Source organism: Lacrimispora brassicae, assembly GCF_054772055.1.
This window is the reverse complement of the sequence record NZ_BRYH01000002.1, coordinates 83,558-104,857: the sequence shown is the minus strand read 5'-3', so window position 1 is coordinate 104,857 and position 21,300 is coordinate 83,558. Positions and strand designations below refer to the sequence as shown.

At 46.2% G+C, this 21,300-nt stretch carries 20 protein-coding genes; 16 read left to right on the top strand and 4 right to left on the bottom strand.

What is annotated here, in order from left to right; all coding sequences use genetic code 11:
• Positions 1-21: 21 nt before the first annotated feature.
• From ACYVD3_RS01235 to ACYVD3_RS01220, 4 genes are all read right to left on the bottom strand, one after another.
• Positions 22-999, bottom strand: a complete 978-nt coding sequence (locus ACYVD3_RS01235) for a sugar ABC transporter substrate-binding protein (protein ID WP_460640693.1) — start codon at positions 997-999, stop codon at positions 22-24.
• Positions 1,000-1,220: 221 nt separating this feature from the next.
• A complete protein-coding gene (locus ACYVD3_RS01230; RefSeq protein WP_460640692.1) occupies positions 1,221-2,651 on the bottom strand; it encodes a hypothetical protein in 1,431 nt (476 codons plus the stop codon).
• A complete protein-coding gene (locus tag ACYVD3_RS01225; RefSeq protein ID WP_460640691.1) occupies positions 2,648-3,682 on the bottom strand; it encodes a sensor histidine kinase in 1,035 nt (344 codons plus the stop codon). The genes ACYVD3_RS01230 and ACYVD3_RS01225 overlap by 4 nt, the downstream gene beginning before the upstream one ends.
• Before the next feature lie 17 nt (positions 3,683-3,699).
• Positions 3,700-5,328 carry a response regulator gene (locus tag ACYVD3_RS01220; RefSeq protein WP_460640690.1) on the bottom strand — a complete coding sequence of 543 codons (1,629 nt, stop codon included), beginning with the start codon at positions 5,326-5,328 and terminating at the stop codon, positions 3,700-3,702.
• 259 nt (positions 5,329-5,587) lie between these two features.
• On the opposite strand from ACYVD3_RS01220, the gene holB reads away from it, so the two are divergent.
• The 16 genes from holB to uraA all read left to right on the top strand — a co-directional run bounded on the left by holB (position 5,588) and on the right by uraA (position 21,294).
• A complete protein-coding gene (gene holB, locus ACYVD3_RS01215; RefSeq protein ID WP_460640689.1) occupies positions 5,588-6,577 on the top strand; it encodes a DNA polymerase III subunit delta' in 990 nt (329 codons plus the stop codon).
• A 3-nt stretch (positions 6,578-6,580) separates the two neighbouring features.
• Positions 6,581-7,489 carry a PSP1 domain-containing protein gene (locus tag ACYVD3_RS01210; protein WP_460640688.1) on the top strand — a complete coding sequence of 303 codons (909 nt, stop codon included), beginning with the start codon at positions 6,581-6,583 and terminating at the stop codon, positions 7,487-7,489.
• Positions 7,479-8,216, top strand: a complete 738-nt coding sequence (locus ACYVD3_RS01205; protein WP_460640687.1) for a tRNA1(Val) (adenine(37)-N6)-methyltransferase — start codon at positions 7,479-7,481, stop codon at positions 8,214-8,216. The genes ACYVD3_RS01210 and ACYVD3_RS01205 overlap by 11 nt, the downstream gene beginning before the upstream one ends.
• A 60-nt stretch (positions 8,217-8,276) precedes the next feature.
• Positions 8,277-9,131, top strand: a complete 855-nt coding sequence (gene rsmI, locus ACYVD3_RS01200) for a 16S rRNA (cytidine(1402)-2'-O)-methyltransferase (protein ID WP_460640686.1) — start codon at positions 8,277-8,279, stop codon at positions 9,129-9,131.
• A 140-nt stretch (positions 9,132-9,271) separates the two neighbouring features.
• Entirely contained in the window at positions 9,272-10,237 is a 966-nt protein-coding gene (locus tag ACYVD3_RS01195; protein ID WP_460640685.1) for a beta-ketoacyl-ACP synthase III, read from the top strand.
• A 72-nt stretch (positions 10,238-10,309) separates the two neighbouring features.
• Complete coding sequence (gene acpP, locus ACYVD3_RS01190) at positions 10,310-10,543, top strand: acyl carrier protein (protein WP_024292603.1); 234 nt, start codon at positions 10,310-10,312, stop codon at positions 10,541-10,543.
• A complete protein-coding gene (fabK, locus tag ACYVD3_RS01185; RefSeq protein WP_460640684.1) occupies positions 10,543-11,466 on the top strand; it encodes an enoyl-[acyl-carrier-protein] reductase FabK in 924 nt (307 codons plus the stop codon). The genes acpP and fabK overlap by 1 nt, the downstream gene beginning before the upstream one ends.
• A gap of 16 nt (positions 11,467-11,482) precedes the next feature.
• Entirely contained in the window at positions 11,483-12,397 is a 915-nt protein-coding gene (fabD, locus tag ACYVD3_RS01180) for an ACP S-malonyltransferase (protein ID WP_460640683.1), read from the top strand.
• 115 nt (positions 12,398-12,512) lie between these two features.
• A complete protein-coding gene (fabG, locus tag ACYVD3_RS01175; RefSeq protein WP_460640682.1) occupies positions 12,513-13,253 on the top strand; it encodes a 3-oxoacyl-[acyl-carrier-protein] reductase in 741 nt (246 codons plus the stop codon).
• Between the two features lie 94 nt (positions 13,254-13,347).
• Positions 13,348-14,586 carry a beta-ketoacyl-ACP synthase II gene (gene fabF, locus ACYVD3_RS01170; RefSeq protein WP_460640681.1) on the top strand — a complete coding sequence of 413 codons (1,239 nt, stop codon included), beginning with the start codon at positions 13,348-13,350 and terminating at the stop codon, positions 14,584-14,586.
• 10 nt (positions 14,587-14,596) lie between these two features.
• Positions 14,597-15,076 (top strand): acetyl-CoA carboxylase biotin carboxyl carrier protein, encoded by a 480-nt coding sequence (gene accB, locus ACYVD3_RS01165; protein ID WP_460640680.1) that lies wholly within the window; start codon positions 14,597-14,599, stop codon positions 15,074-15,076.
• Between the two features lie 65 nt (positions 15,077-15,141).
• Positions 15,142-15,564, top strand: coding sequence for a 3-hydroxyacyl-ACP dehydratase FabZ (gene fabZ / locus ACYVD3_RS01160; protein ID WP_460640679.1), 423 nt, complete (start codon positions 15,142-15,144; stop codon positions 15,562-15,564).
• Positions 15,565-15,573: 9 nt separating this feature from the next.
• On the top strand, positions 15,574-16,926 hold the full coding sequence (locus ACYVD3_RS01155; protein ID WP_460640678.1) for an acetyl-CoA carboxylase biotin carboxylase subunit: 1,353 nt from the start codon (positions 15,574-15,576) through the stop codon (positions 16,924-16,926).
• Between the two features lie 20 nt (positions 16,927-16,946).
• Positions 16,947-18,671, top strand: a complete 1,725-nt coding sequence (locus ACYVD3_RS01150) for an acetyl-CoA carboxylase carboxyltransferase subunit alpha (RefSeq protein ID WP_460640677.1) — start codon at positions 16,947-16,949, stop codon at positions 18,669-18,671.
• A complete protein-coding gene (locus tag ACYVD3_RS01145) occupies positions 18,671-19,792 on the top strand; it encodes an NAD(P)H-dependent flavin oxidoreductase (protein ID WP_460640676.1) in 1,122 nt (373 codons plus the stop codon). The genes ACYVD3_RS01150 and ACYVD3_RS01145 overlap by 1 nt, the downstream gene beginning before the upstream one ends.
• 239 nt (positions 19,793-20,031) lie before the next feature.
• Entirely contained in the window at positions 20,032-21,294 is a 1,263-nt protein-coding gene (gene uraA, locus ACYVD3_RS01140) for a uracil permease (RefSeq protein WP_460640675.1), read from the top strand.
• Positions 21,295-21,300: the final 6 nt, after the last annotated feature.

Sequence of the window (21,300 nt, the reverse complement as noted above, 5' to 3'; positions counted from 1 at the left end):
TTCCTAACGTGCTCAAGTGGATTATTTTAAGTAGCCTTTCAGTTTTTCTAAGTATGTTTCTGCATTTTCTGCTGTGATGACTTCACATCCTGTATCTACGAAGGTTTCAACGGTTTCGCCTTTTACAGCCTGAAAAGCTGTTTCAACGGCCTTATAACCCATGGTATAAGCGGCCTGTGCGCAGGTAGCTGTTATGTTGCCGTCAATGATATTCTGAACACCGCTTTGGTTGCCGTCGAAGCCAACAATGATGACGTCCTTTAAACCAAGCTGTTTTACGGCATTGGATGCACCGGCAGCCGTATCATCGTTGTGGCAGCATACGATCTGAATGTCTCCGTTCTGTGCGGTTATGATATTTTCCATTACATTTGCTGCTGTATCCGGATTGGACTGGGCATACTGTACGGAAACAATTTCCACACCGTTTTCTTCCAGAGCCTTGGTATATCCTGCCTGGCGGGCATCGCTGGTGGCATTTCCTTCAACTCCTCCTATAATAACGGCTTTTGCACCTTTTCCGGCTTTTTTAGCGGCAAATAATCCGCCTTGGTAAGCTGCATTGTCGTTACCGGTTCCTACAAAGGAAACTTTTCCTGCTATTTCCGCATCCGTGTCTACGGTTATAATGGGAATCTTCACATCTCCGATTACGCTTGCCACAGAGTCAGATTGGAGGGGAGAGATGACAAACGCATCTACGCCGCCGGAGAGCATGGTCTCGATCATATTATTCTGTTCATCATACGCTGTTTCAGAAGCCGGCCCCTGGAGATCAACCTTAACCCCCAAATCCTTTGATGCTGCCTGAACGCCTGCCGCAACATAACCCCAGTATTCACTGGACAGTGTTTTTAAAATGACGCCTACGGTAATATCTTCAGACGAAGCTTTCTCTGTCATACCGGACTCTGAAACGGTCTTTTGGCCCCCGCAGCCAGTCATGGTGGCCAGCATAGCGGATACCAGCAGCATGGATAAGATTTTTCTTTTCATCATTTCTTAATCTCCCTTCTTATTTTCTATCGTTTTGATAGTATGAATGAATGTTATGTGTTTGTTATTTTAACAGTGAAAGGGGGAGGAAACAATGGTATATTTTGTGCAATATGGGGGTATATTTATCGAAATCAGTCATTGAATAAGAAAAAAAGCCTTATTAATTAGAAAAATAAGACTTTTTTATGGTTTAAATATACAAAAAACTTCGATAAAAAGAGTTAATCCATAGCAATAGTTCCATTGTGAAAGGTGATATTCTTTCCTTCCATGGTGTAAGCTTCTGCAATCTGGTTGGTGATGATGATTACAGCGATTCCTGACTTTAAAACTTCTTTCAGCAGATTGATGGTGATCTGGCGCATTTGAAAATCAACAGATGAAAAAGGCTTTATGCATACCAGGACCTTTGGACGGACAAAGATCCAGCGGTAATATAGAAGTTTTAATTTGCATTCATCACTGACTGTATATGTTTTTTTCATCAATTCCTCTTCCGTAAATATTCCCTCCATCAGATGACAGGTCATCTTTCTGTATTTTTTTCTCAAAAAGTACTTTTTCTTGTTTCGCTGGATCATAAAAGTCATGTGATCCAGAATGGTCATATCGGCAAACAGCATTTCTTCCATTGGCCTTGCTTCAATGAAGGCGATGCCATCCCGGATGGATTGGTGAACTGATTGGAAGGAGTATTCTAATCCGTTTAATAAAATTTTTCCGGCTTCAAATCCCCATTCTCCCTGGAGGATGGGAAGGATATTTCTGCATTCCGTAGAATCCAAGTCCAATATGTTCAGAACCTCCCCTGCACTTAACGATAGATTCAATACGGGAAGATCAGGCAGCTTCACATCTTGGAATTCTAAGACTGTTTTTTTATCTATTTGTTTTTGTAACAAGTTATTTTTTTTCAATGTATTTTTTCTGGTCTTTTCAAACAGTTCCATATAGGTCTGGAATTTGGAAAAATCCTCCTGATCCATATGGCCGATGGTTCTGCCGCTTTTGATGATGGTTATTTCATCAGCATATTCATATAATTTGGTGGAGCTGTTTACAACGTAGAGGAAAGTCATTCCCCGGGCCTTTAACTTTGTCACCAGAATAAAGAAATTTTTAAGCTGCTCTTCTGTCATGATCATTTCAATATCCGTTATAACAGCCAGATGGCATCCGGAGACATAAGCGCGCATTAATTCTGCCTGTTTCTGCATGCCGGGATCCAGGATGTGTGCTTTATCAAGCAGGGGGATGGAACTATCCAAATCCTTAAGAAGATTGGGAGCATGCCTGCAGAGAGGATTTACCCTCTTCCAGAATGGGACCCTGCCGCTGGCCACGAAAATGTTCTCAGCTACGCTTAACTCAGAAAAGATTCCTTTGTTGCGGCCGATAAATGCAGTGTGCTTCAGTATCTGCTCCTGCATTCTGGAAGATACTATTTTCTTCTCTTTATAATAGGTCCAGCCGTAGTCTGGCTTTAAATTTCCGTGGAGAAGCTGGAGGAAATACTCTTTTTCAATGGTATTGTTGACTATGACACAGCAGATCTGTCCCTCAAATGCCCGAAAGAAGAGTCCATTGAAATAGGTCTGGCCATCCATGGAACAGTGTATGTTTTCATAGCGGATCAGTTCTTTTTTCATCATCCCCTCCTTTCTTCCGGCTCAAACATATAAGGAAGTGTGAGGCATACTTCGGTTCCGATTCCGGGAGTGCTGAGGATGTGAAGGCCATATTCATCACCCATGAGAAGGCGGATTCTTGAATTTACATTTATGAGAGCGATCCCTCCCTTTCCGCCTTCATTGGCGGAACCGTCCCCGGCATCCATTCGGGAAAGCTTTTCATTAAGGCCTCCAAGCCTGGCTTCTTCAATGCCGATCCCGTCATCAATTACGGAAAGGTAAAGGATGGTGTCGCTGTGTTCTATATCGATAACAACGGTTCCCCCTGAAACCTTAGGTTCCAATCCGTGTTTAATGGCATTTTCCACGATTGGCTGAAGGGTGAGCTTTGGGATTCGGGTTTTTAAAATTTCTTCATCATCCCGGGGCAGTTTGATCTTTAATTCCAGCTTATCATCAAAGCGGTATTTCTGAATTAAAAAATAATTCTCTACATTGGCCAGTTCTTCCTGAAGGGTGCTGAGCCTCTCCATTTTTGAAGTTGTATAGCGGAAGAATACGGCAAGGGCTTCTGCAATCTTCCCTATTTCCGGGACTCCGGCCATAATCGCATCGGAACGTATGGATTCCAGTACATTATAGAGGAAATGAGGATTGATTTGATTTTGAAGAGCCAGATACCTGGCTTGCTGCTTGGCATTTTCTATTATTCTATCTTTGTCCAGGATGGCATGTACCTTTAAAAGCAGGGCATCTGTGTCCGGCGAGATTCCTTCCAGGTTTTTGAATATTTCTGTGAAAATGATCCCGTCGTTGAAAAGCTCTGTTTTTTTTCTCATGGTCCCCAGAGGTTCTAAAATACTGATCTTACCAATAACCAGCAGAAGGAGAAAGGAAAACAGCATAATCCATGTCATCACTCCATAAAAAATGGATTCCGTCAGTTCCGGCTTAAGCAGAATCAGAAAAAACAGGATCAGGGCAAGACAGCTCCAAGAGACCATGGCCCTGATCCAGATCAGAATTCGTTTTTTCAACCATTGTTTTTTCAAAGGATAGCCTCCCTGTTTCAACGTTCCAAAAACATTTTGCGGTATTCATTGGGAGAGACGCCCAGCGTTTTTTTAAACTGTTTGGTAAAAAATTTGATATCGCTGTAACCAACCAGCTCCGCTATTTCACTTACGTTCCGTTCTTTTTCCACCAGAAGTTTTTTGGCGGTCTCAATTCTTACCATCTGTATATATTCAGTCAGTGTTTTTCCCGTTTCCTTTTTAAACAGATATGAAAAATAGGAATAGCTGAATCCGGCAGTTTTTGCCAGCTCTTCCAGCTTTATATCAATACCCTTGTTTTTTTCTATATAATGCTTTGCATAGGCAACCGGTTTTATTTCCCTGCTTTTTAAATGGTTCAGAACTTCAAGTAAGGCTTTTATAAGCGTTTCTTCCAGGAGTTCAAATGCCTGGTCAAGGCTGATGCAATGCTCATACATTTCGGAGAAATATGCAGCTTTCCCGCTTTTGTCTAAAGATGAATCCAGCAGCTCAAACCAGTCCAGATAATTGTGAGCCAGGCGAAGCAGCTCTATTTTAATGTCAAGGCCAGAGATGTCTTTTGTTTCGTGCAAGATCCGTTTGGCATCACTTAAGCATTTTTTGATTTCTTCCGGTTCAAAGGATTCCGGCCTATTTTCTAACAGCCTTGAAATCTTTGGGGTTAGGGAGTGTTTTTCTTCTGATCCTGCAGCAGGCCCATTTAATTCCGAAACCGTATTGGTATCCGTAAGGAGCCGGTTGTACATGGCGATCCGGCTGTGCTGTATCTGCCGGATCAGTTCTTCGTCCGTATCCACCGGCTCCGTAATGATTGCTGTAAAATGTATCCTTGGAAATAAGTCCTGAAGTCCCATGACTCGGTCCCTCACATGGTTTAAGGCTTTGATCAGTTCTTCCTTGTCAGGAGGTTCATGGCAAAGCATTAAAAATATGCCCTCATGGGAGGACTCAATGGTTAATTCTCCTTCTTCAGAAGCAAATTCTACCTGAAGGATCTCAATGGTTTTATCAATTAAAAGCTGATAGGCGTCTTTTGTAAAATCCTTATATTCAATATCCGGCTTCACAACCAGACACCGGCCGCCCTGGTCAACAACCTGGGAGGTATTGATTTTCCTGACTTCTTTTAATACTGTCTCAGGTCTTTCCTCCGGTTTTTGTTCCAGCACTATTTTTAAAAATACCCGTTTAAATTCACCGGAATAGTTTTTTATCGTTTTCTCCAGGTGAATCCGGGTTTCCTGACTGCTTTTCTGCTCCAGGGTTTCTTTAACAAGCTTCTTTAAGGTGCGGGTTAAATCATCCTGATTAATGGGCTTTAACAGATAATCCCGTACTCCGTACCTGATCCCCTGTTGTGCGTATTGAAAGTCCTTATAGCCGCTTATGATGATGCACTTAAGGGAAGCATTCTGTTTTTTTGCTTCTTCAATCAGTTGGAGTCCATCCATACCCGGCATTCTGATATCCGTAAGCAGAACGTCAGGTTTCTTTTCCTGAATCAACTGAAAGGCAGAAATGCCGTCATAAGCAACACCCAGAAGCTCAGCCCCTATTTCATCCCAATTAATCAAATATTCTAAAAGCCTGCATATTTTCTTTTCGTCGTCTGCAATTATTATTCCTAAAATTGAAATCATCCCCCATAGTTATAATTCCGATACGAATCAAACCTTCTCTTTTCAGTATACTTCACCTGGTCTATAATCTCAACTCAAAAAGTTTCATGTACTGCAAAATATTGGCTGAAAATGTGCAGAATAAAAGGAAATGAGAAAGGATTTGCCAATACTTCATTCTTGTGGTGGCAAACGTTCTATGTTATAATTAGTTTGATTCGTTTTCCCGTGTGAACGAAACAGGAAAGCGGGTCAGACAACAGCGACAGGGGGTGTCTCTATGCCAGGGTTTAAAGATATCATCGGCCATGAGAGAATCAAGGAACATTTGCAAAAGGCCATTGAATCAAATCATGTTTCCCATGCGTACATTCTTACAGGTGAAGCGGGGATGGGGCGTAAGTTCCTGGCCAATGCATTTGCAATGACCCTGCTCTGTGAAAAGGGAAAGAGTGAACCATGTATGCAGTGCCATGCCTGTAAACAGGTCATGAGCGGAAACCATCCGGATCTTATTTATCTGACCCATGGAAAACCGGGAAGCATTGGCGTTGACGATATCAGGGATCAGATCCATGACACCATCATGATACGCCCTTATAGCAGTTACTATAAAATCTATATTGTGGATGAAGCGGAGAAGATGACGGTTCAGGCTCAGAATGCACTGTTAAAGACCATTGAGGAACCACCTTCTTATGCAATCATCATGCTGCTTACCACCAATCAGGAATCATTTCTGCCAACCATTCTTTCCAGATGCGTGCAGTTAAAGCTAAAGCCTTTGCAGGATTCAGTAGTGAAATCTTATTTAACAGGGTCTTTGGGCATCGGGGAGAGCAAGGCAGAGGTTTACGGGGCGTTTGCCAGAGGGAATCTTGGAAGGGCTATTCATCTGGCTTCCTCTGAGGAATTTCAGCTAATGTATACGGAATTGCTCCATATGCTGAAGCACATAAAGGATATGGATATTGTAGAGCTGCTTTTTTACATTAAGCGGATGAAGGATGAAAATCTGGATATTTACGACTGTCTTGATTTTATGCAGTTATGGTACCGGGATGTTTTAATGTATAAGGTGACTCAGGATATCAATCTTCTGATTTTCAGGGAAGAATATAATACAATGAAAGAGTTGAGCGCTGCCAGCGCTTATGACGGCATTGAGATGATTTTACAGGCGATTGATAAGGCAAGGATCCGTCTGGATGCCAATGTGAATATGGAACTGGCTATGGAGCTCATGCTGCTTGTTATGAAGGAGAATTAATTGATGATAAAGGTAATAGGCGTTCGTTTCCGCAATGCAGGAAAAATATATTACTTTGATCCCGTGAATCTGGAAGTATTGACCGGGGATCATGTAATTGTGGAGACTGCACGGGGAATTGAATATGGTTATGTTGTCCTGGGATGCCGGGAAGTGGAAGACGATAAGGTGATCCAGCCTTTAAAGCCGGTGATCCGCATGGCCACCAGGGGTGATGATGAAGTAGAAAAGAAAAACCACGAAAAGGAAAAAGAAGCATTTAAGATATGCAGGGAAAAGATCAAAAAACATGGTCTTCAGATGAAGCTGATCGATGCGGAATATACCTTTGATAATAATAAGGTGCTGTTTTATTTTACTGCAGACGGAAGAATTGATTTCAGGGAGCTTGTGAAGGATCTGGCTTCTGTTTTCAAAACCAGGATTGAACTTCGTCAGGTAGGAGTCAGGGATGAGACGAAGATCGTGGGAGGGATCGGCATTTGCGGAAGAACTTTATGCTGCCACTCTTACCTTTCTGAATTCATACCCGTTTCTATTAAGATGGCTAAGGAACAGAACCTTTCTTTAAATCCCACCAAGATTTCCGGCGTTTGCGGAAGGCTCATGTGCTGCTTAAAAAATGAAGAGGAAACCTATGAGGAGCTTAACAGCAAGCTTCCCAATGTAGGCGATTATGTGACAACAGATGATGGGCTTAAGGGTGAGGTTCATTCTGTAAGCGTTTTAAGGCAGTTGGTAAAGGTGCTTGTCACCACTAAGGATGAAAAGGAAATCCGGGAATACAAGGTGGAACAGTTGAAATTCAAACCAAGACGCCGCCGGGAGAAGACCCAGGTAACTGATGTGGAGTTAAAGGCATTGGAAGCTCTTGAAAAGAAAGAAGGAAAGTCCAAGTTAGATGACAATTGATTTGAAAGAAAATGAACGTATTGATGATCTGCAGAGAAACGGGTATAAGATCATACAGAACCGGGATGGATTCTGCTTTGGCATGGATGCGGTCCTTCTTTCCGGATTTGCCCTGGTAAAGCCAGGAGAAAAAGCGGTGGATTTAGGGACAGGCACTGGAATCATCCCCCTTCTTTTGGAGGCCAAAAATCAGGGTCTTCATTATACCGGGCTGGAGATTCAGGAGGCAATGGCGGAAATGGCCAGAAGGAGTGTTGCCTTAAACCATCTGGAAGAGAAAATTTCTATTGTGACAGGAGATATAAAGGAAGCCAGCCGTTTATTTGGCGCGGCTTCCTTTGACGTGGTGACCTCTAACCCTCCGTATATGAATGATTCCCATGGCCTTAAAAACCCGGAGCTGCCAAAGGCCATTGCCCGCCATGAGGTGTTATGCACTCTTCATGATGTGACAAGGGAGGCGGCAAGGCTTCTGCGCCCGGGAGGGCGGTTTTATATGGTGCACCGCCCTCACCGGCTGGCTGAGATCATAACGGAATTAAAAAGCTGCCGCCTGGAGCCAAAACGGTTGAAAATGGTTCATCCCTTTGTGGACAGGGAGGCAAACATGGTTCTCATAGAAGCGGTACGGGGAGGAAGATCCATGATTAAAGTGGAGGCCCCTGTGATTGTATATAAAGAACCTGGTGTGTATACGGATGAAATTTATACCATTTATGGGTATTGATCTATAAGGAAATAGAAATGCCTTGCAGGTATTAAGAGGAAATGACTGGGAGCAGGAAAATTGGAAGAGAATAAGGGAAAATTATTTTTGTGTGCAACACCCATAGGGAACCTTGAAGACATTACCCTGAGGGTTTTAAATACGTTAAAGGAAGTGGATTTGATCGCGGCGGAGGATACCCGCCACAGCATCAAGCTATTAAACCATTTTGATATAAAAACGCCCATGACCAGCTACCATGAGCATAATAAGGTGGAAAAGGCCAGATACTTAGTGGAACAGATGAAACTGGGAGTCAGGATCGCCCTGATCACGGATGCCGGAACTCCCGGCATCTCCGATCCAGGGGAGGAACTGGTAAGGCAGTGCTATGAGGCGGGAATCCAGCTCACTTCTCTTCCTGGTCCGGCGGCCTGTATCACGGCTCTGACCCTCTCCGGCCTTGGGACCAGGCGTTTTTGTTTTGAAGCCTTTTTGCCGTCTGATAAGAAGGAAAAGCAGTGGATCCTGGAAGAACTTAAGGAAGAATCCAGGACCATTGTCATTTACGAAGCGCCCCACCGGCTTGTCAAGACTTTAAAAGAGCTTTATGAAGCTTTGGGAGACCGGAAGATCACTATTTGCAGGGAGATTACAAAACGGTTTGAAACGGCGTTTCGGACAACCTTTACAGATGCGTTAAAGGCCTATGAGGAGGAAGCACCTAAGGGAGAGTGCGTCATCGTCATAGAAGGAAAAAGCATCAGGGACAAAATAGAGGAAAAAGTCATGGCTTCCCGGGAGATGTCCCTGGAGGAACATATGGAACTTTATGTAAATCAAGGATTGGACCGGAAGGAAGCCATGCGCATGGTGGCAAAGGACAGAGGGATCAGTAAAAGAGAGGTTTATCAGTACTTGTTAAAAAGTGAATGATAAAATTTCTCTTGACAATCAGCGCATCTTTTTATAAAATTACTTTGATATTCAAAATATTTGATAAATAAAACAATCCAACGCGGCATGGATCCAGCAGGCTCTGAAAAGGGAATGCCGGAGCATGAATGGGGGAATTTATGACAACAAGAATAATAGGAACAGGTTCTGCTGTCCCGGAGCAGGTGGTAACCAATGAGGATCTGGCAAGGTTTGTGGATACCAGCGATGAGTGGATAAGGACCAGGACCGGAATAAAGGAGAGGCGGATCGCATCGGCGGAGTCAGGAACCTCTGATCTGGCCATACAGGCGGCGAAGGAAGCCCTTAACAATGCCGGTGTATCGGCAGAAGAACTGGATATCATCATTTTAGCCACATCTTCTGCAGATTGCTGTTTCCCCAGCGGTGCCTGCGAGGTACAGGCGGCCATCGGAGCCAATCATGCCGCTGCCTTTGATATAAGCGCGGCTTGCTCCGGATTTGTTTATGCTTTAAATACAATCCACGGATTTTTTAAGGCAGGAATCTATCAGACCGGCCTGGTGATAGGAGCGGATACCTTAAGTAAGCTCATTGACTGGAATGAAAGAAGCACCTGTGTTCTGTTTGGCGACGGGGCCGGAGCGGCTGTGGTACGGGCGGAAGAGAAGGGAATCCTTCACATGACCATGGGAGCAGACGGTACCAGAGGAAAAGTCCTGGAATGCGGAGGGCGGACTACGGGCAATTTCCTCACTGGAAAGAAACCGGAGCTTGGATATATGACCATGGACGGTCAGGAAGTGTTCAAATTTGCAGTCAAGACGGTGCCCGAGTCCATTAAACGGGTAGTGGAAGAAAGCGGAACCGACATAGAAGAAATTAAATATTTTATTTTGCATCAGGCAAATTACCGGATTTTTGAATCCATCGCAAAGCGGTTGAAGATACCTATGGAAAAGTTTCCCACCAATCTGGACCGGTATGGGAATACATCGGGAGCGACCATACCCATACTTTTGGATGAGATGAACCGGGAAGGGAAATTACAGCGGGGAGATAAGATCGTACTTGCTGGCTTTGGTGCAGGATTAACCTGGGGAGCCACTCTTTTGGAGTGGTAATGATTTTGACTAATACTTTGAAACTCAAAGTAATAGCATAAAATGAATATGAATGAAAGAGGAGATTAAATTATGTTAGAGAAAATGCAGGAAATTATCGCGGAGCAGTTAAATGTGGAGGCAGGTACAATCACTGCGGAATCCTCCTTCAAAGAGGACTTAGGAGCAGATTCTTTGGATTTATTTGAGCTTGTTATGGCTCTTGAGGATGAGTATTCCGTAGAGATCCCGTCTGAGGATTTGGAGAAACTGACTACAGTTCAGCAGGTTATGGACTATTTAAAAGCAAAGGGCGTGGAAGCGTAATGAAAACCAGAATTACCGAACTTTTAGGAGTGGAACATCCGATTATTCAGGGTGGCATGGCATGGGTGGCTGAGCATCACCTGGCAGCAGCCGTATCGGAGGCCGGAGGCTTAGGGCTGATCGGCGGGGCAAATGCTCCAGGCGAGGTGGTAAGGGCAGAGATCCGCAAGGCAAAGGAATTGACGGGAAAACCCATCGGCGTCAATGTCATGCTGTTAAGCCCTCATGCAGAGGATGTGGCAAAGGTGATCGTGGAGGAAGGCATCAAGGTTGTTACTACCGGAGCCGGAAACCCGGAAAAGTATATGGATATGTGGAAGGCAGCAGGCATCAAGGTGATCCCGGTGGTGGCTTCCGTAGCTCTGGCAAAGAGGATGGAAAAGTACGGCGCGGATGCGGTTGTGGCGGAAGGCAGTGAATCAGGCGGACATATCGGCGAGCAGACCACCATGACGTTAGTTCCACAGATAGTGGATGCAGTATCCATACCAGTGATTGCAGCCGGCGGCATCGGAGACGGACGGGGAATTGCTGCAGCATTCATGCTGGGAGCAGAGGCTGTCCAGATCGGAACCAGGTTTGTGGTTGCAAAGGAATCCATTGTCCACGACAACTACAAGCAGCGGATCATTAAGGCAAAGGATATTGATTCTGCAGTAACCGGACGCAGCCACGGCCATCCCGTAAGGTCTTTAAGAAACCAGATGACCAGGGAGTATGTAAGACTGGAGCAGGAAGGCAAAACCTTTGAGGAACTGGAGTATATAACCCTTGGAACCTTAAGAAATGCTGTCCATGATGGGGATGTGACAAATGGCACGGTTATGGCCGGGCAGATTGCAGGTATGATTTATAAGGAGCAGACCTGTAAGGAAATGATTAATGAGATGATGGAGCAGGCAGAGAAATTGCTTGGCCGTTAAAGAGGAGTTTATAATTATGAGCAAGATTGCATTTATTTTCCCAGGCCAGGGCGCGCAGTACTGCGGCATGGGCCAGGATTTTTATGAGCAGACAAGGATTGGAAAAGAACTGTATGATATGGCTTCGGACCTGCTTGGTTTTGACCTACCGAAACTTTGCTTTGAAAAGAATGACCGGCTGGATATTACGGAATATACGCAGGCAGCCATGGTGACCACCAGCATTGCCATGATGCGGGTACTGGAAGCAGAAAAAGGCATAAGGCCACAGGTGTCTGCCGGTTTAAGCCTGGGAGAATATTGTGCGCTTGCGGCTGCAGGCGTTATGAGTGACAGGGATGCCATTCGTACAGTCAGGCAGAGAGGAATCCTCATGCAGGAGGCTGTTCCTGCAGGGGTCGGAGCCATGGCGGCTATTCTGGCACTGGATGCCTTGAAGATTGAAGAAGTGTTAAGCGGTATGGAGGGAGTCCAGATCGCCAATTACAACTGCCCGGGGCAGATTGTAATATCAGGTAAAAAAGAGGCTGTGGAAGCGGCAAATGAAAAGCTTCTGGCAGCAGGTGCGAAACGGGCGCTGATGTTAAATGTAAGCGGGCCTTTCCATTCCTCCATGCTCACCGGTGCGGGGGAAAAACTGGGAGAGGTATTGGAGGGCGTGGAAATAAAGACCCCTGAAATCCCTTACGCAGCCAACGTGACGGCCCAGTATGTAATTGACCGTGAAATGGTGAAGCCCCTGCTTAAGAAGCAGGTGTATTCTTCCGTGCGATGGCAGCAAAGCGTGGAAACCATGGTAGCAGACGGAGTGGATACCTTTATCGAAATCGGGCCGGGCAAGACTCTGGCCGGATTCATTAAAAAGATTACGAAGGACGTAAGAGTCTTTAATATAGAGAAACTGGAAGACATGGAGGCATATTTTTCTTAATGAAAGAAAGCGTAAGCGCAGCTTGAATTTTACCCTAAAGGGCACTTAGAAAAATAGCTGTTCGAGGAACCGTCAGGTGAATCGAACTTCATTATGGATGCAGGAGGTAAGGAACATGTTAGATGGTAAGATAGCAGTAGTGACCGGAGCGGCCAGAGGAATTGGCAGGGCGATTGCAATAAAGCTGGCAGGCCAGGGAGCAACGGTGGTTATAAACTATAATGGTTCTGATTCCAAGGCCATGGAAGTGGTAAAGGAGATCCAGGAAAAGGGCGGCAAGGCAGAGGCCATCCAGTGCAATGTAGCGGAATATGAAAGTGTGGGCGCATTTTTAGAGAGCGTTATAAAGAAATACGGAAAGCTGGATATTCTTGTAAACAATGCAGGGATCACACGGGATAATCTGCTGATGAAGATGTCAGAGGAAGATTTTGACGCAGTGATCAATACCAATTTAAAGGGAGTGTTCAACTGCATGAAGCATGTGGCCCGTCAGATGATCAGGCAAAAGAGCGGAAGGATCATAAACATCTCTTCTGTTTCCGGCGTGTTAGGCAATGCAGGCCAGGCAAATTACTGTGCAGCAAAGGCCGGCGTCATCGGCATTACCAAATCTTTTGCCAGAGAGGTTGCAGGCAGAGGGATCACGGTGAATGCAGTGGCTCCAGGTTTTATTCATACAGCAATGACTGAGGTTCTGCCGGAGTCCATAAAGGCGGCGTCCTTAGAGCAAATCCCGATGAAGCGTTTTGGGGCAGTGGAAGATGTTGCTGGTGCCGTAGCATTTCTGGCATCAGAGGAAGCCGCATACATCACAGGTCAGGTGATCAGTGTGGATGGCGGCATGGCTATGTAAGCCTGAATGTCTGGCAGGCATACCTTTACACCTGGTTAAGCAGGGTGGATTCTGTCCGGATAGTATGGACGGTAAAGAGAAAAGGAGAGACGGTATGAAGAGAAGAGTCGTAGTGACCGGTATGGGCGCCATTACTCCCATTGGAAAAGATGTGGAAAGCTTTTGGAATGGCTTAAAGGAAAAAAGGGTGGCAATCGGACCGATCACCCAGTTTGATACAACGGATTATAAGGCAAAGCTGGCTGCAGAGGTAAAGGATTTCGATCCAAAGGATTACATGGATGTTAAGGCAGCCAAAAGAATGGAGCGGTTTGCCCAGTTTGCCGTGGCGGCCTCCAAGGAAGCCCTGGAAGTGTCCGGCATTGATATGGAAAAGGAAGATCCTTACCGGGTGGGCGTAAGCGTTGGTTCAGGAATCGGGAGCTTGCAGGCCCTTGAAAGGGAGACTAAAAAGCTTCTGGAAAAAGGCCCGGGCAGAGTAAACCCTCTTCTGGTTCCTTTGATGATATCCAATATGGCGGCCGGAAATGTAGGAATCCAGTTCGGATTAAAAGGAAAATGCATCAATGTGGTGACCGCCTGTGCCACAGGAACCCATTCCATTGGGGAAGCATTCCGTTCCATCCAGTACGGGGAAGCGGATGTGATGGTGGCAGGAGGTGCGGAAGCCAGCATCACACCCATCGGTGTGGCAGGATTTACGGCTCTTACGGCTCTTACCACCTCTGACGATCCTCTTCGTGCTTCCATCCCCTTTGATAAGGACAGAAGCGGCTTTGTCATGGGAGAAGGGGCAGGTGTGGTTATTTTAGAAGAGCTGGAACACGCTCTTTCCAGGAATGCTGTGATTTATGGAGAAGTAGCTGGCTACGGGTCAACCTGTGACGCTTACCATATCACTTCTCCGGCAGAGGACGGAAGCGGTGCGGCAAGAGCCATGACCGAGGCCATTAAGGATGGGGGAATTGCTCCTGAGGAAATTGATTATGTCAATGCCCATGGCACCAGCACTCATCACAATGACCTGTTTGAAACCATGGCCATTAAGACTGCCTTGGGCGATCATGCAAAGGATGTGAAGATCAGCTCCACCAAATCCATGGTGGGCCATCTTTTAGGCGCAGCAGGAGGAGTGGAGTTCATTACCTGTGTAAAATCCATTCAGGATGGCTTTGTCCATGCCACTGCCGGCCTTGAAGAAGAAGGGGAAGGCTGTGATTTAGATTACACCAAGGGGGAAGGCGTTTCCTTAGATGTAACATACGCCATCAGCAATTCCCTGGGATTTGGCGGACACAATGCCAGCATTCTTGTGAAGAAGTTCGAACAATAGGAGGCAGTCTATGGAGATCAATGATATTATCAGGCTGATGCAGGCTGTAAAAGAAAATGACCTGACCGGCTTTAAGATGGAAGAGGGAGACTTAAAGCTTTCCATTAAGAAAGAAAAAGAAAGAGAAATCGTGACAATATCCGGAAGCTCTGTGGTACCGGCAGAAGTGGCAGCAGGTGTTTTCACCCAGCAGGCGCCTTTGGCGGCCGTTCTTTCCGGGAATGGGGAGGAAGTACCGGGAAATGATATCTGTTCAGAAAAGATCGTATCCTCTCCCTTGGTAGGAACCTTTTACAATGCGTCATCTCCTGACAGTGAACCTTTTGTAAAGGTAGGAGATCAGGTGAAGAAAGGCCGGGTACTGGGAATCATCGAAGCCATGAAATTGATGAATGAGATCGAATGTGAATACGATGGCGTGGTAGAAGCCATTCTGGTAGGCAATGAAGATGTGGTGGAATACGGTCAGCCTCTGTTCCGTATCCGGTAAGCCGTTGTAATAACTAAGAGAGGTCCAGAGGCTGGGCCTCTCTTTTAAAAGTAGGAGGGCGCATAATGTTAGGTATTAAGGAGATCCAGGAGATCATTCCTCACAGACACCCGTTTTTACTGGTGGATTGCATCGAGGAGTTTGAACCTGGAGTGAAAGCGGTTGGATATAAATGTGTGACTTATGATGAGTCATTTTTTCAGGGACATTTTCCGGCAGAGCCGGTAATGCCGGGAGTCCTGATCATAGAGGCTCTGGCGCAGGTAGGAGCAGTGGCGATTTTGAGCTTAGAAGATAACAAGGGAAAAATTGCTTATTTCGGCGGTATTGATAAGGCAAAATTCAAACACAAGGTCATTCCGGGAGAAAGGCTTAAGCTGGAATGTGAGATCATTAGGCGCAAAGGCCCTGTGGGCGTAGGAAAGGCCACTGCAACTGTGGACGGCAAGCTGGCTGCCAGTGCAGAACTGACATTTATGATTGGATAGGTGAGGCTCATGTTTGATAAGATTTTAATTGCCAACCGCGGAGAGATTGCGGTGCGTATCATAAGAGCCTGCAGGGAAATGGGGATCAAAACCGTGGCTGTTTATTCGGAAGCGGACCGGGATAGCCTTCATACCTTATTGGCTGACGAGGCCATCTGCATTGGCCCTGCGCCCTCGACCCAGAGCTACTTAAACATGGAGAGGATCCTTACGGCCACCGTAGCCATGAAGGCGGATGCCATTCATCCGGGGTTTGGCTTTCTTTCGGAGAATGAAAGGTTTGCAGAACTTTGTGAAAAGTGTAACATTGCCTTTATCGGTCCTTCCGCGGGAATCATCGGGAAGATGGGAAATAAATCCGAGGCCAGAAAGACTATGATAGAAGCAGGGGTTCCTGTAATTCCTGGAGGTAAGGAAGCAGTCCGTCAGGTGGAAGAGGCCAAATCCATGGCGGATCAAATCGGTTTTCCTGTTATGATCAAGGCTTCTTCAGGGGGTGGCGGAAAAGGTATGAGAATTTCCAGAAGCCTGGAGGATTTCGAGGCTAATTTTAAGAATGCCCAGATGGAGTCGGTGAAGGGATTTTCCGATGATACCATGTATATTGAAAAATATATTGAAAAGCCAAGGCATATTGAATTTCAGATCATGGCGGATAAGTTTGGAAATGTGGTGCATTTAGGAGAGCGTGACTGTTCCATTCAAAGGCGCCATCAGAAGGTTCTGGAAGAATCTCCCTCAGCCGCTATTTCTCAGGAGCTGAGAAACCGCATGGGAGAGATCGCAGTCCGTGCAGCCAAGGCCGTTGGATATGAGAATGCGGGAACCATTGAATTCCTTCTGGATAGCCATAAGAATTTTTACTTCATGGAAATGAACACCCGCATCCAGGTAGAGCACCCGGTGACGGAAATGGTGACCGGCTTAGATCTGATCAAGGAACAGATCCGGGTCGCAGCAGGGGAACCTTTGAGCATAAGGCAGGAGGATGTGGTGATCACAGGCCATGCCATTGAATGCAGGATCAATGCGGAAAATCCTTCGAAAAACTTCATGCCCTGTCCGGGTCTTATAAAAAATGTCCATGTGCCGGGAGGCAACGGTGTCCGCATTGACACCCACATTTACAACGATTATAAGGTTCCGGCCAACTACGATTCCATGTTAATGAAGATGATCGTCCATGGAAAAGACAGGGAAGAGGCCATCTTAAAGATGAGAAGCGCTCTTGGGGAGCTGATCATCGAGGGAATCGAGACAAATGTGGATTTTCAGTTTGATATCCTGAGTCATGATGCTTACCGGGATGGAGACGTTGATACGGATTTTATCCCCAAATATTTCCCGGATTATGTCCGGTAGGCAGGTAAAGGAGCAATCTTATGTTAAAAAGCATGTTTAAGAAAACTTATACATTAATAGACAGCAAATACAAGGCTCCTGAAAAGTCTGAGGAACCCAATATTCCTGCCGGACTGTGGAAGAAATGCAATAAATGCTGCCAGCCCGTTTATGCGGAGGATGTGAGGAGTAATCACTTCATCTGCCCCAAATGCAAGGGGTATTTCCGCCTTCATGCGCATCAGAGGATTGAAATGATCGCAGATAAGGGAACCTTTGATGAATGGGATAAGGAGATGGAATTTAAGAATCCCCTGGATTTCCCAGGATATGATAAGAAGGTGGCGGCAGCCAGGGAAAAGACAGGGCTTTCCGAAGCCATTGTCACAGGAATCTGTGAAATAAACAGCCAGAAGGCGGTGATCGGAGTCTGTGATGCCCGTTTTATCATGAGCAGCATGGGCCATGTTATGGGGGAGAAGATCGCAAGAGCCGTGGAACGGGCCACAAAAGAGAAGCTTCCTGTGATCCTTTTTGCCTGTTCCGGCGGTGCCAGGATGCAGGAGGGGATCGTGTCCCTGATGCAGATGGCAAAGACTTCGGCGGCCTTAAAGCGCCATCATAAGGCAGGCCAGCTTTATATCAGCGTTCTTACGGACCCTACCACAGGAGGAGTGACCGCCAGCTTTGCCATGCTTGGCGACATTATTCTGGCGGAGCCCTTTGCCCTCATCGGATTTGCAGGCCCCCGGGTCATCGAACAGACCATTGGGCAAAAGCTGCCGGAAGGGTTTCAGAGGGCGGAGTTTTTACTTGAACATGGCTTCATTGACAAGATCGTCCCCAGGGAAGAGATGAAGGAAACCCTGTCAGATATCCTGAACCTCCACAATACTCCAAGTGTTCAGAACCTTTTTGTGGATAACCGGACAAAAGCGGAATCAAGTGGTGGAAAAAAGAAACCCTTCCGGTTGAGAAAGAACAAAAGGAGCGCCTGGGATACGGTATTATTATCCAGAAGTTCGGACCGTCCGGTGGCATCGGATTACATCCATGCTATATTTGATGATTTTATAGAGTTTGCCGGGGACCGTTATTATAAGGATGACGGAGCCATTGTAGGCGGGATCGCCTCTTTCCATGGAATGCCTGTTACGGTCATCGGACAGGAAAAGGGGAAGAATACAAAGGATAATATCAGGCGCAATTTTGGAATGCCCTCTCCGGAAGGCTACCGGAAGGCCCTTCGCCTGATGAAACAGGCGGAAGCCTTTGGACGCCCCATTGTCTGTCTTGTGGATACGCCGGGAGCTTTCTGCGGTCTTGAGGCCGAGGAAAGGGGCCAGGGGGAAGCCATAGCCAGAAACTTATTTGAAATGGCGGATCTAACGGTTCCGGTTCTTTCCATCGTCATAGGAGAGGGCGGAAGCGGCGGAGCTCTTGCCATGGCAGTGGGAAATGAGGTCTGGATGATGGAAAATTCCATCTACTCCATTCTCTCGCCGGAGGGCTTTGCTTCGATTCTTTATAAGGACAGTAAAAAAGCAAATGACGCGGCCAGGGTCATGAAGATCACGGCCAGGGATTTAATGGAATTAGGTCTCATAGAGCGGGTGATTCAGGAGGAAGAACCGGCCTGTGCAGATAATCTTGACCTGATTGCGGAAGAAATGGATAAAGCCATGGAAGAATTTTTTGCCTCTTACCTTACCATGACAAAGGAAGAACTTGCAGATCAAAGATATGAAAGATTTAGGAGAATGTAATGGGAACATTAAAACCTTTGGTAATAGGAGATCTGGTAGCAAAGCATCCGGTGATCCAGGGCGGTATGGGAGTTGGGATCAGCCTTTCCTCCTTAGCCGGAGCAGTGGCAAAGGCCGGAGGGATTGGGATCATTTCTACGGCCCAGATCGGCTTTCGGGAGCCTGATTTTAAGAAGAATCCTTTGGAAGCGAATTTACGGTCCATTGGACAGGAAATGAAAAAGGCGAGAGAAATCTCACCGGATGGCATCATAGGATTTAACATTATGGTTGCCACAAAGAATTATGCCAGTTATGTAAAAAAAGCGGTAAAGGCAGGAGCGGATTTAATCATATCCGGAGCCGGGCTTCCTATAAGCCTGCCGGAATATGTGGCTGAGGCTGCAGAAGAAGCCGGGATCGTGTTAAAAACCAAGATAGCTCCCATTGTATCAACGGTAAAGTCTGCCATGGTCATCTGTAAGATGTGGGACCGTAAATACCATCAGGCGCCTGACCTGGTAGTGGTGGAAGGGCCTCTGGCAGGAGGACACCTGGGATTTTCCAGAGAGGATCTGGCAAACCTTGGAGTGGATACGGCGGAGGTGGACCTCACCTATAAGCAGGCGGATTATGATGAAGAAGTGAGAGGCATTATCCGGCTGGTAAAGGAATACGGGGATAAGTATAACAAGGAGATTCCGGTAGTGACGGCCGGGGGCATCTATACCCATGAGGATGTGCTGCACCAGCTTTCTCTGGGTGTTGACGGAGTTCAGGTAGCCACCCGTTTTGTAACAACCCTGGAGTGTGACGCTCCGGAGGAGTTTAAGCAGGCTTATATCCAGGCGGAAAAAGAGGATATCGTTATTACAAAGAGCCCGGTGGGAATGCCTGGGAGAGCCATTAAAAATCCCTTCCTAAAGGGAGTGGGACAGGTGCCTTTCCGCCTGGAGCATTGCTATCAATGTTTGGAAAAATGTGACAGGGAGACAATTCCCTACTGCATTACCAAGGCTTTGGTGGATTCTGCAGAAGGACGGACCGAGGAAGGGCTTGTCTTTTGCGGAAGCAAGGCGTATCTGGCAACACGGATGGAAACCGTGGAAGAGGTTATGAAAGATTTGGTTGGTGAGAATTGATTCTCGTGAAGGCAACAAGTCAAGGTCAAGCTTGCTTGACTTTGGTATCGGACTAAAAGGGGCTGCAGGGCTGCCGGTTTGAAGAAACCGGAGCTGCGGCCCTTTTTCCGGGCTCTTGCAGAAACGCTGCTGAACAAATTGAATTCACCCATTTTAAGTTGTTGCACGAACATAGAGGTGATGCTATAATGGGAAAGATAAAAAATTATTAGAAGACTATAAGAGAAATGGAGAGCTGTATGGAAAGCAAGAAAATCATTCAGGTGGAAGAAAAAGTGCCATTTAAGCTGTTGGTGCCCTTAAGTATCCAGCACATGTTCGCAATGTTCGGAGCATCCGTCCTGGTTCCTTTTATATTTGGAATCAACCCGGCAGTTGTACTGTTTATGAACGGTATGGGAACATTATTTTTTATTTTCATAACAAAGGGAAAAGCACCGGCATACCTTGGCTCCAGTTTTGCGTTCCTGGCACCGGCAGGAATTGTTATCAGCAAATGGGGCTATAATTATGCCCTGGGCGGGTTTGTTGCCGTTGGGATTTGCGGATGCATTCTGGCACTGATTATTTATAAGTTCGGTTCGGACTGGATCGATGTTGTTCTTCCTCCGGCGGCTATGGGACCGGTTGTGGCGCTGATCGGCCTGGAGCTGGCAGGAACGGCGGCATCCAATGCTGGTCTGAAGGATGAAATGATTGATATGAGAAATGTCATTGTTTTTCTGGTAACTCTGCTGACAGCAGTGATTGGTTCTGTTGTATTCAGAAAATTCTTATCTGTTATCCCGATTCTGATTGCGATTATTGCAGGGTATGTGGCAGCTCTTTTATGCGGCATTGTAGATTTTACTCAGATCAGTGCTGCACCATGGTTGTCATTGCCTAATTTTTCTGCACCAAAGTTCAAGTGGGAAGCAATTGTCATTATTCTTCCTGTGCTTTTGGTGGTTACGTCGGAGCATATCGGCCATCAGATTGTAACCAGTAAGATCGTAGAAAGAGATTTAATAAAGGATCCCGGGCTTCACCGATCTTTGCTGGGAGATTATATATCAACTGCGCTTTCCGGTCTTGTTGGTTCCGTGCCTACCACCACATATGGGGAGAATATCGGCGTTATGGCAATGACAAAGGTATACAGCGTCTATGTGATCGGGGGAGCGGCTGTCCTTTCTGTTGCCTGCTCTTTTATCGGAAAGATGACAACATTGATCAATACAATTCCGGGGCCGGTAATCGGCGGAATTTCATTCTTATTATATGGAATGATCGGAGCTTCCGGCATTCGTATTCTGGTTGATGCACGGGTGGATTATGGAAGATCCAGAAACATGGCCATGACATCCGTTATCTTTGTAACAGGCCTTTCCGGCGTTGCCGTAAAGTTTGGAAGTATTCAGTTATCAGGTATGGTTCTTGCGTGTGTAGTCGGCATGCTCATGGGTCTGATGTTCTTTGTGCTGGACAAGCTGAATCTGACAAATGACAGGGATAATGGGTAACTGAAG

Bases quoted from the DNA above. Each gene is read 5' to 3' on its own strand.
- ACYVD3_RS01235 (WP_460640693.1), bottom strand. From the start codon at position 999: ATGATGAAAAGAAAAATCTTATCCATGCTGCTGGTATCCGCTATGCTG.
- ACYVD3_RS01230 (WP_460640692.1), bottom strand. From the start codon at position 2,651: ATGATGAAAAAAGAACTGATCCGCTATGAAAACATACACTGTTCCATG.
- ACYVD3_RS01220 (WP_460640690.1), bottom strand. From the start codon at position 5,328: ATGATTTCAATTTTAGGAATAATAATTGCAGACGACGAAAAGAAAATA.
- holB (WP_460640689.1), top strand. From the start codon at position 5,588: ATGCCAGGGTTTAAAGATATCATCGGCCATGAGAGAATCAAGGAACAT.
- ACYVD3_RS01210 (WP_460640688.1), top strand. From the start codon at position 6,581: ATGATAAAGGTAATAGGCGTTCGTTTCCGCAATGCAGGAAAAATATAT.
- ACYVD3_RS01205 (WP_460640687.1), top strand. From the start codon at position 7,479: ATGACAATTGATTTGAAAGAAAATGAACGTATTGATGATCTGCAGAGA.
- ACYVD3_RS01195 (WP_460640685.1), top strand. From the start codon at position 9,272: ATGACAACAAGAATAATAGGAACAGGTTCTGCTGTCCCGGAGCAGGTG.
- acpP (WP_024292603.1), top strand. From the start codon at position 10,310: ATGTTAGAGAAAATGCAGGAAATTATCGCGGAGCAGTTAAATGTGGAG.
- fabK (WP_460640684.1), top strand. From the start codon at position 10,543: ATGAAAACCAGAATTACCGAACTTTTAGGAGTGGAACATCCGATTATT.
- fabD (WP_460640683.1), top strand. From the start codon at position 11,483: ATGAGCAAGATTGCATTTATTTTCCCAGGCCAGGGCGCGCAGTACTGC.
- fabG (WP_460640682.1), top strand. From the start codon at position 12,513: ATGTTAGATGGTAAGATAGCAGTAGTGACCGGAGCGGCCAGAGGAATT.
- fabF (WP_460640681.1), top strand. From the start codon at position 13,348: ATGAAGAGAAGAGTCGTAGTGACCGGTATGGGCGCCATTACTCCCATT.
- accB (WP_460640680.1), top strand. From the start codon at position 14,597: ATGGAGATCAATGATATTATCAGGCTGATGCAGGCTGTAAAAGAAAAT.
- fabZ (WP_460640679.1), top strand. From the start codon at position 15,142: ATGTTAGGTATTAAGGAGATCCAGGAGATCATTCCTCACAGACACCCG.
- ACYVD3_RS01155 (WP_460640678.1), top strand. From the start codon at position 15,574: ATGTTTGATAAGATTTTAATTGCCAACCGCGGAGAGATTGCGGTGCGT.
- ACYVD3_RS01150 (WP_460640677.1), top strand. From the start codon at position 16,947: ATGTTAAAAAGCATGTTTAAGAAAACTTATACATTAATAGACAGCAAA.
- ACYVD3_RS01145 (WP_460640676.1), top strand. From the start codon at position 18,671: ATGGGAACATTAAAACCTTTGGTAATAGGAGATCTGGTAGCAAAGCAT.
- uraA (WP_460640675.1), top strand. From the start codon at position 20,032: ATGGAAAGCAAGAAAATCATTCAGGTGGAAGAAAAAGTGCCATTTAAG.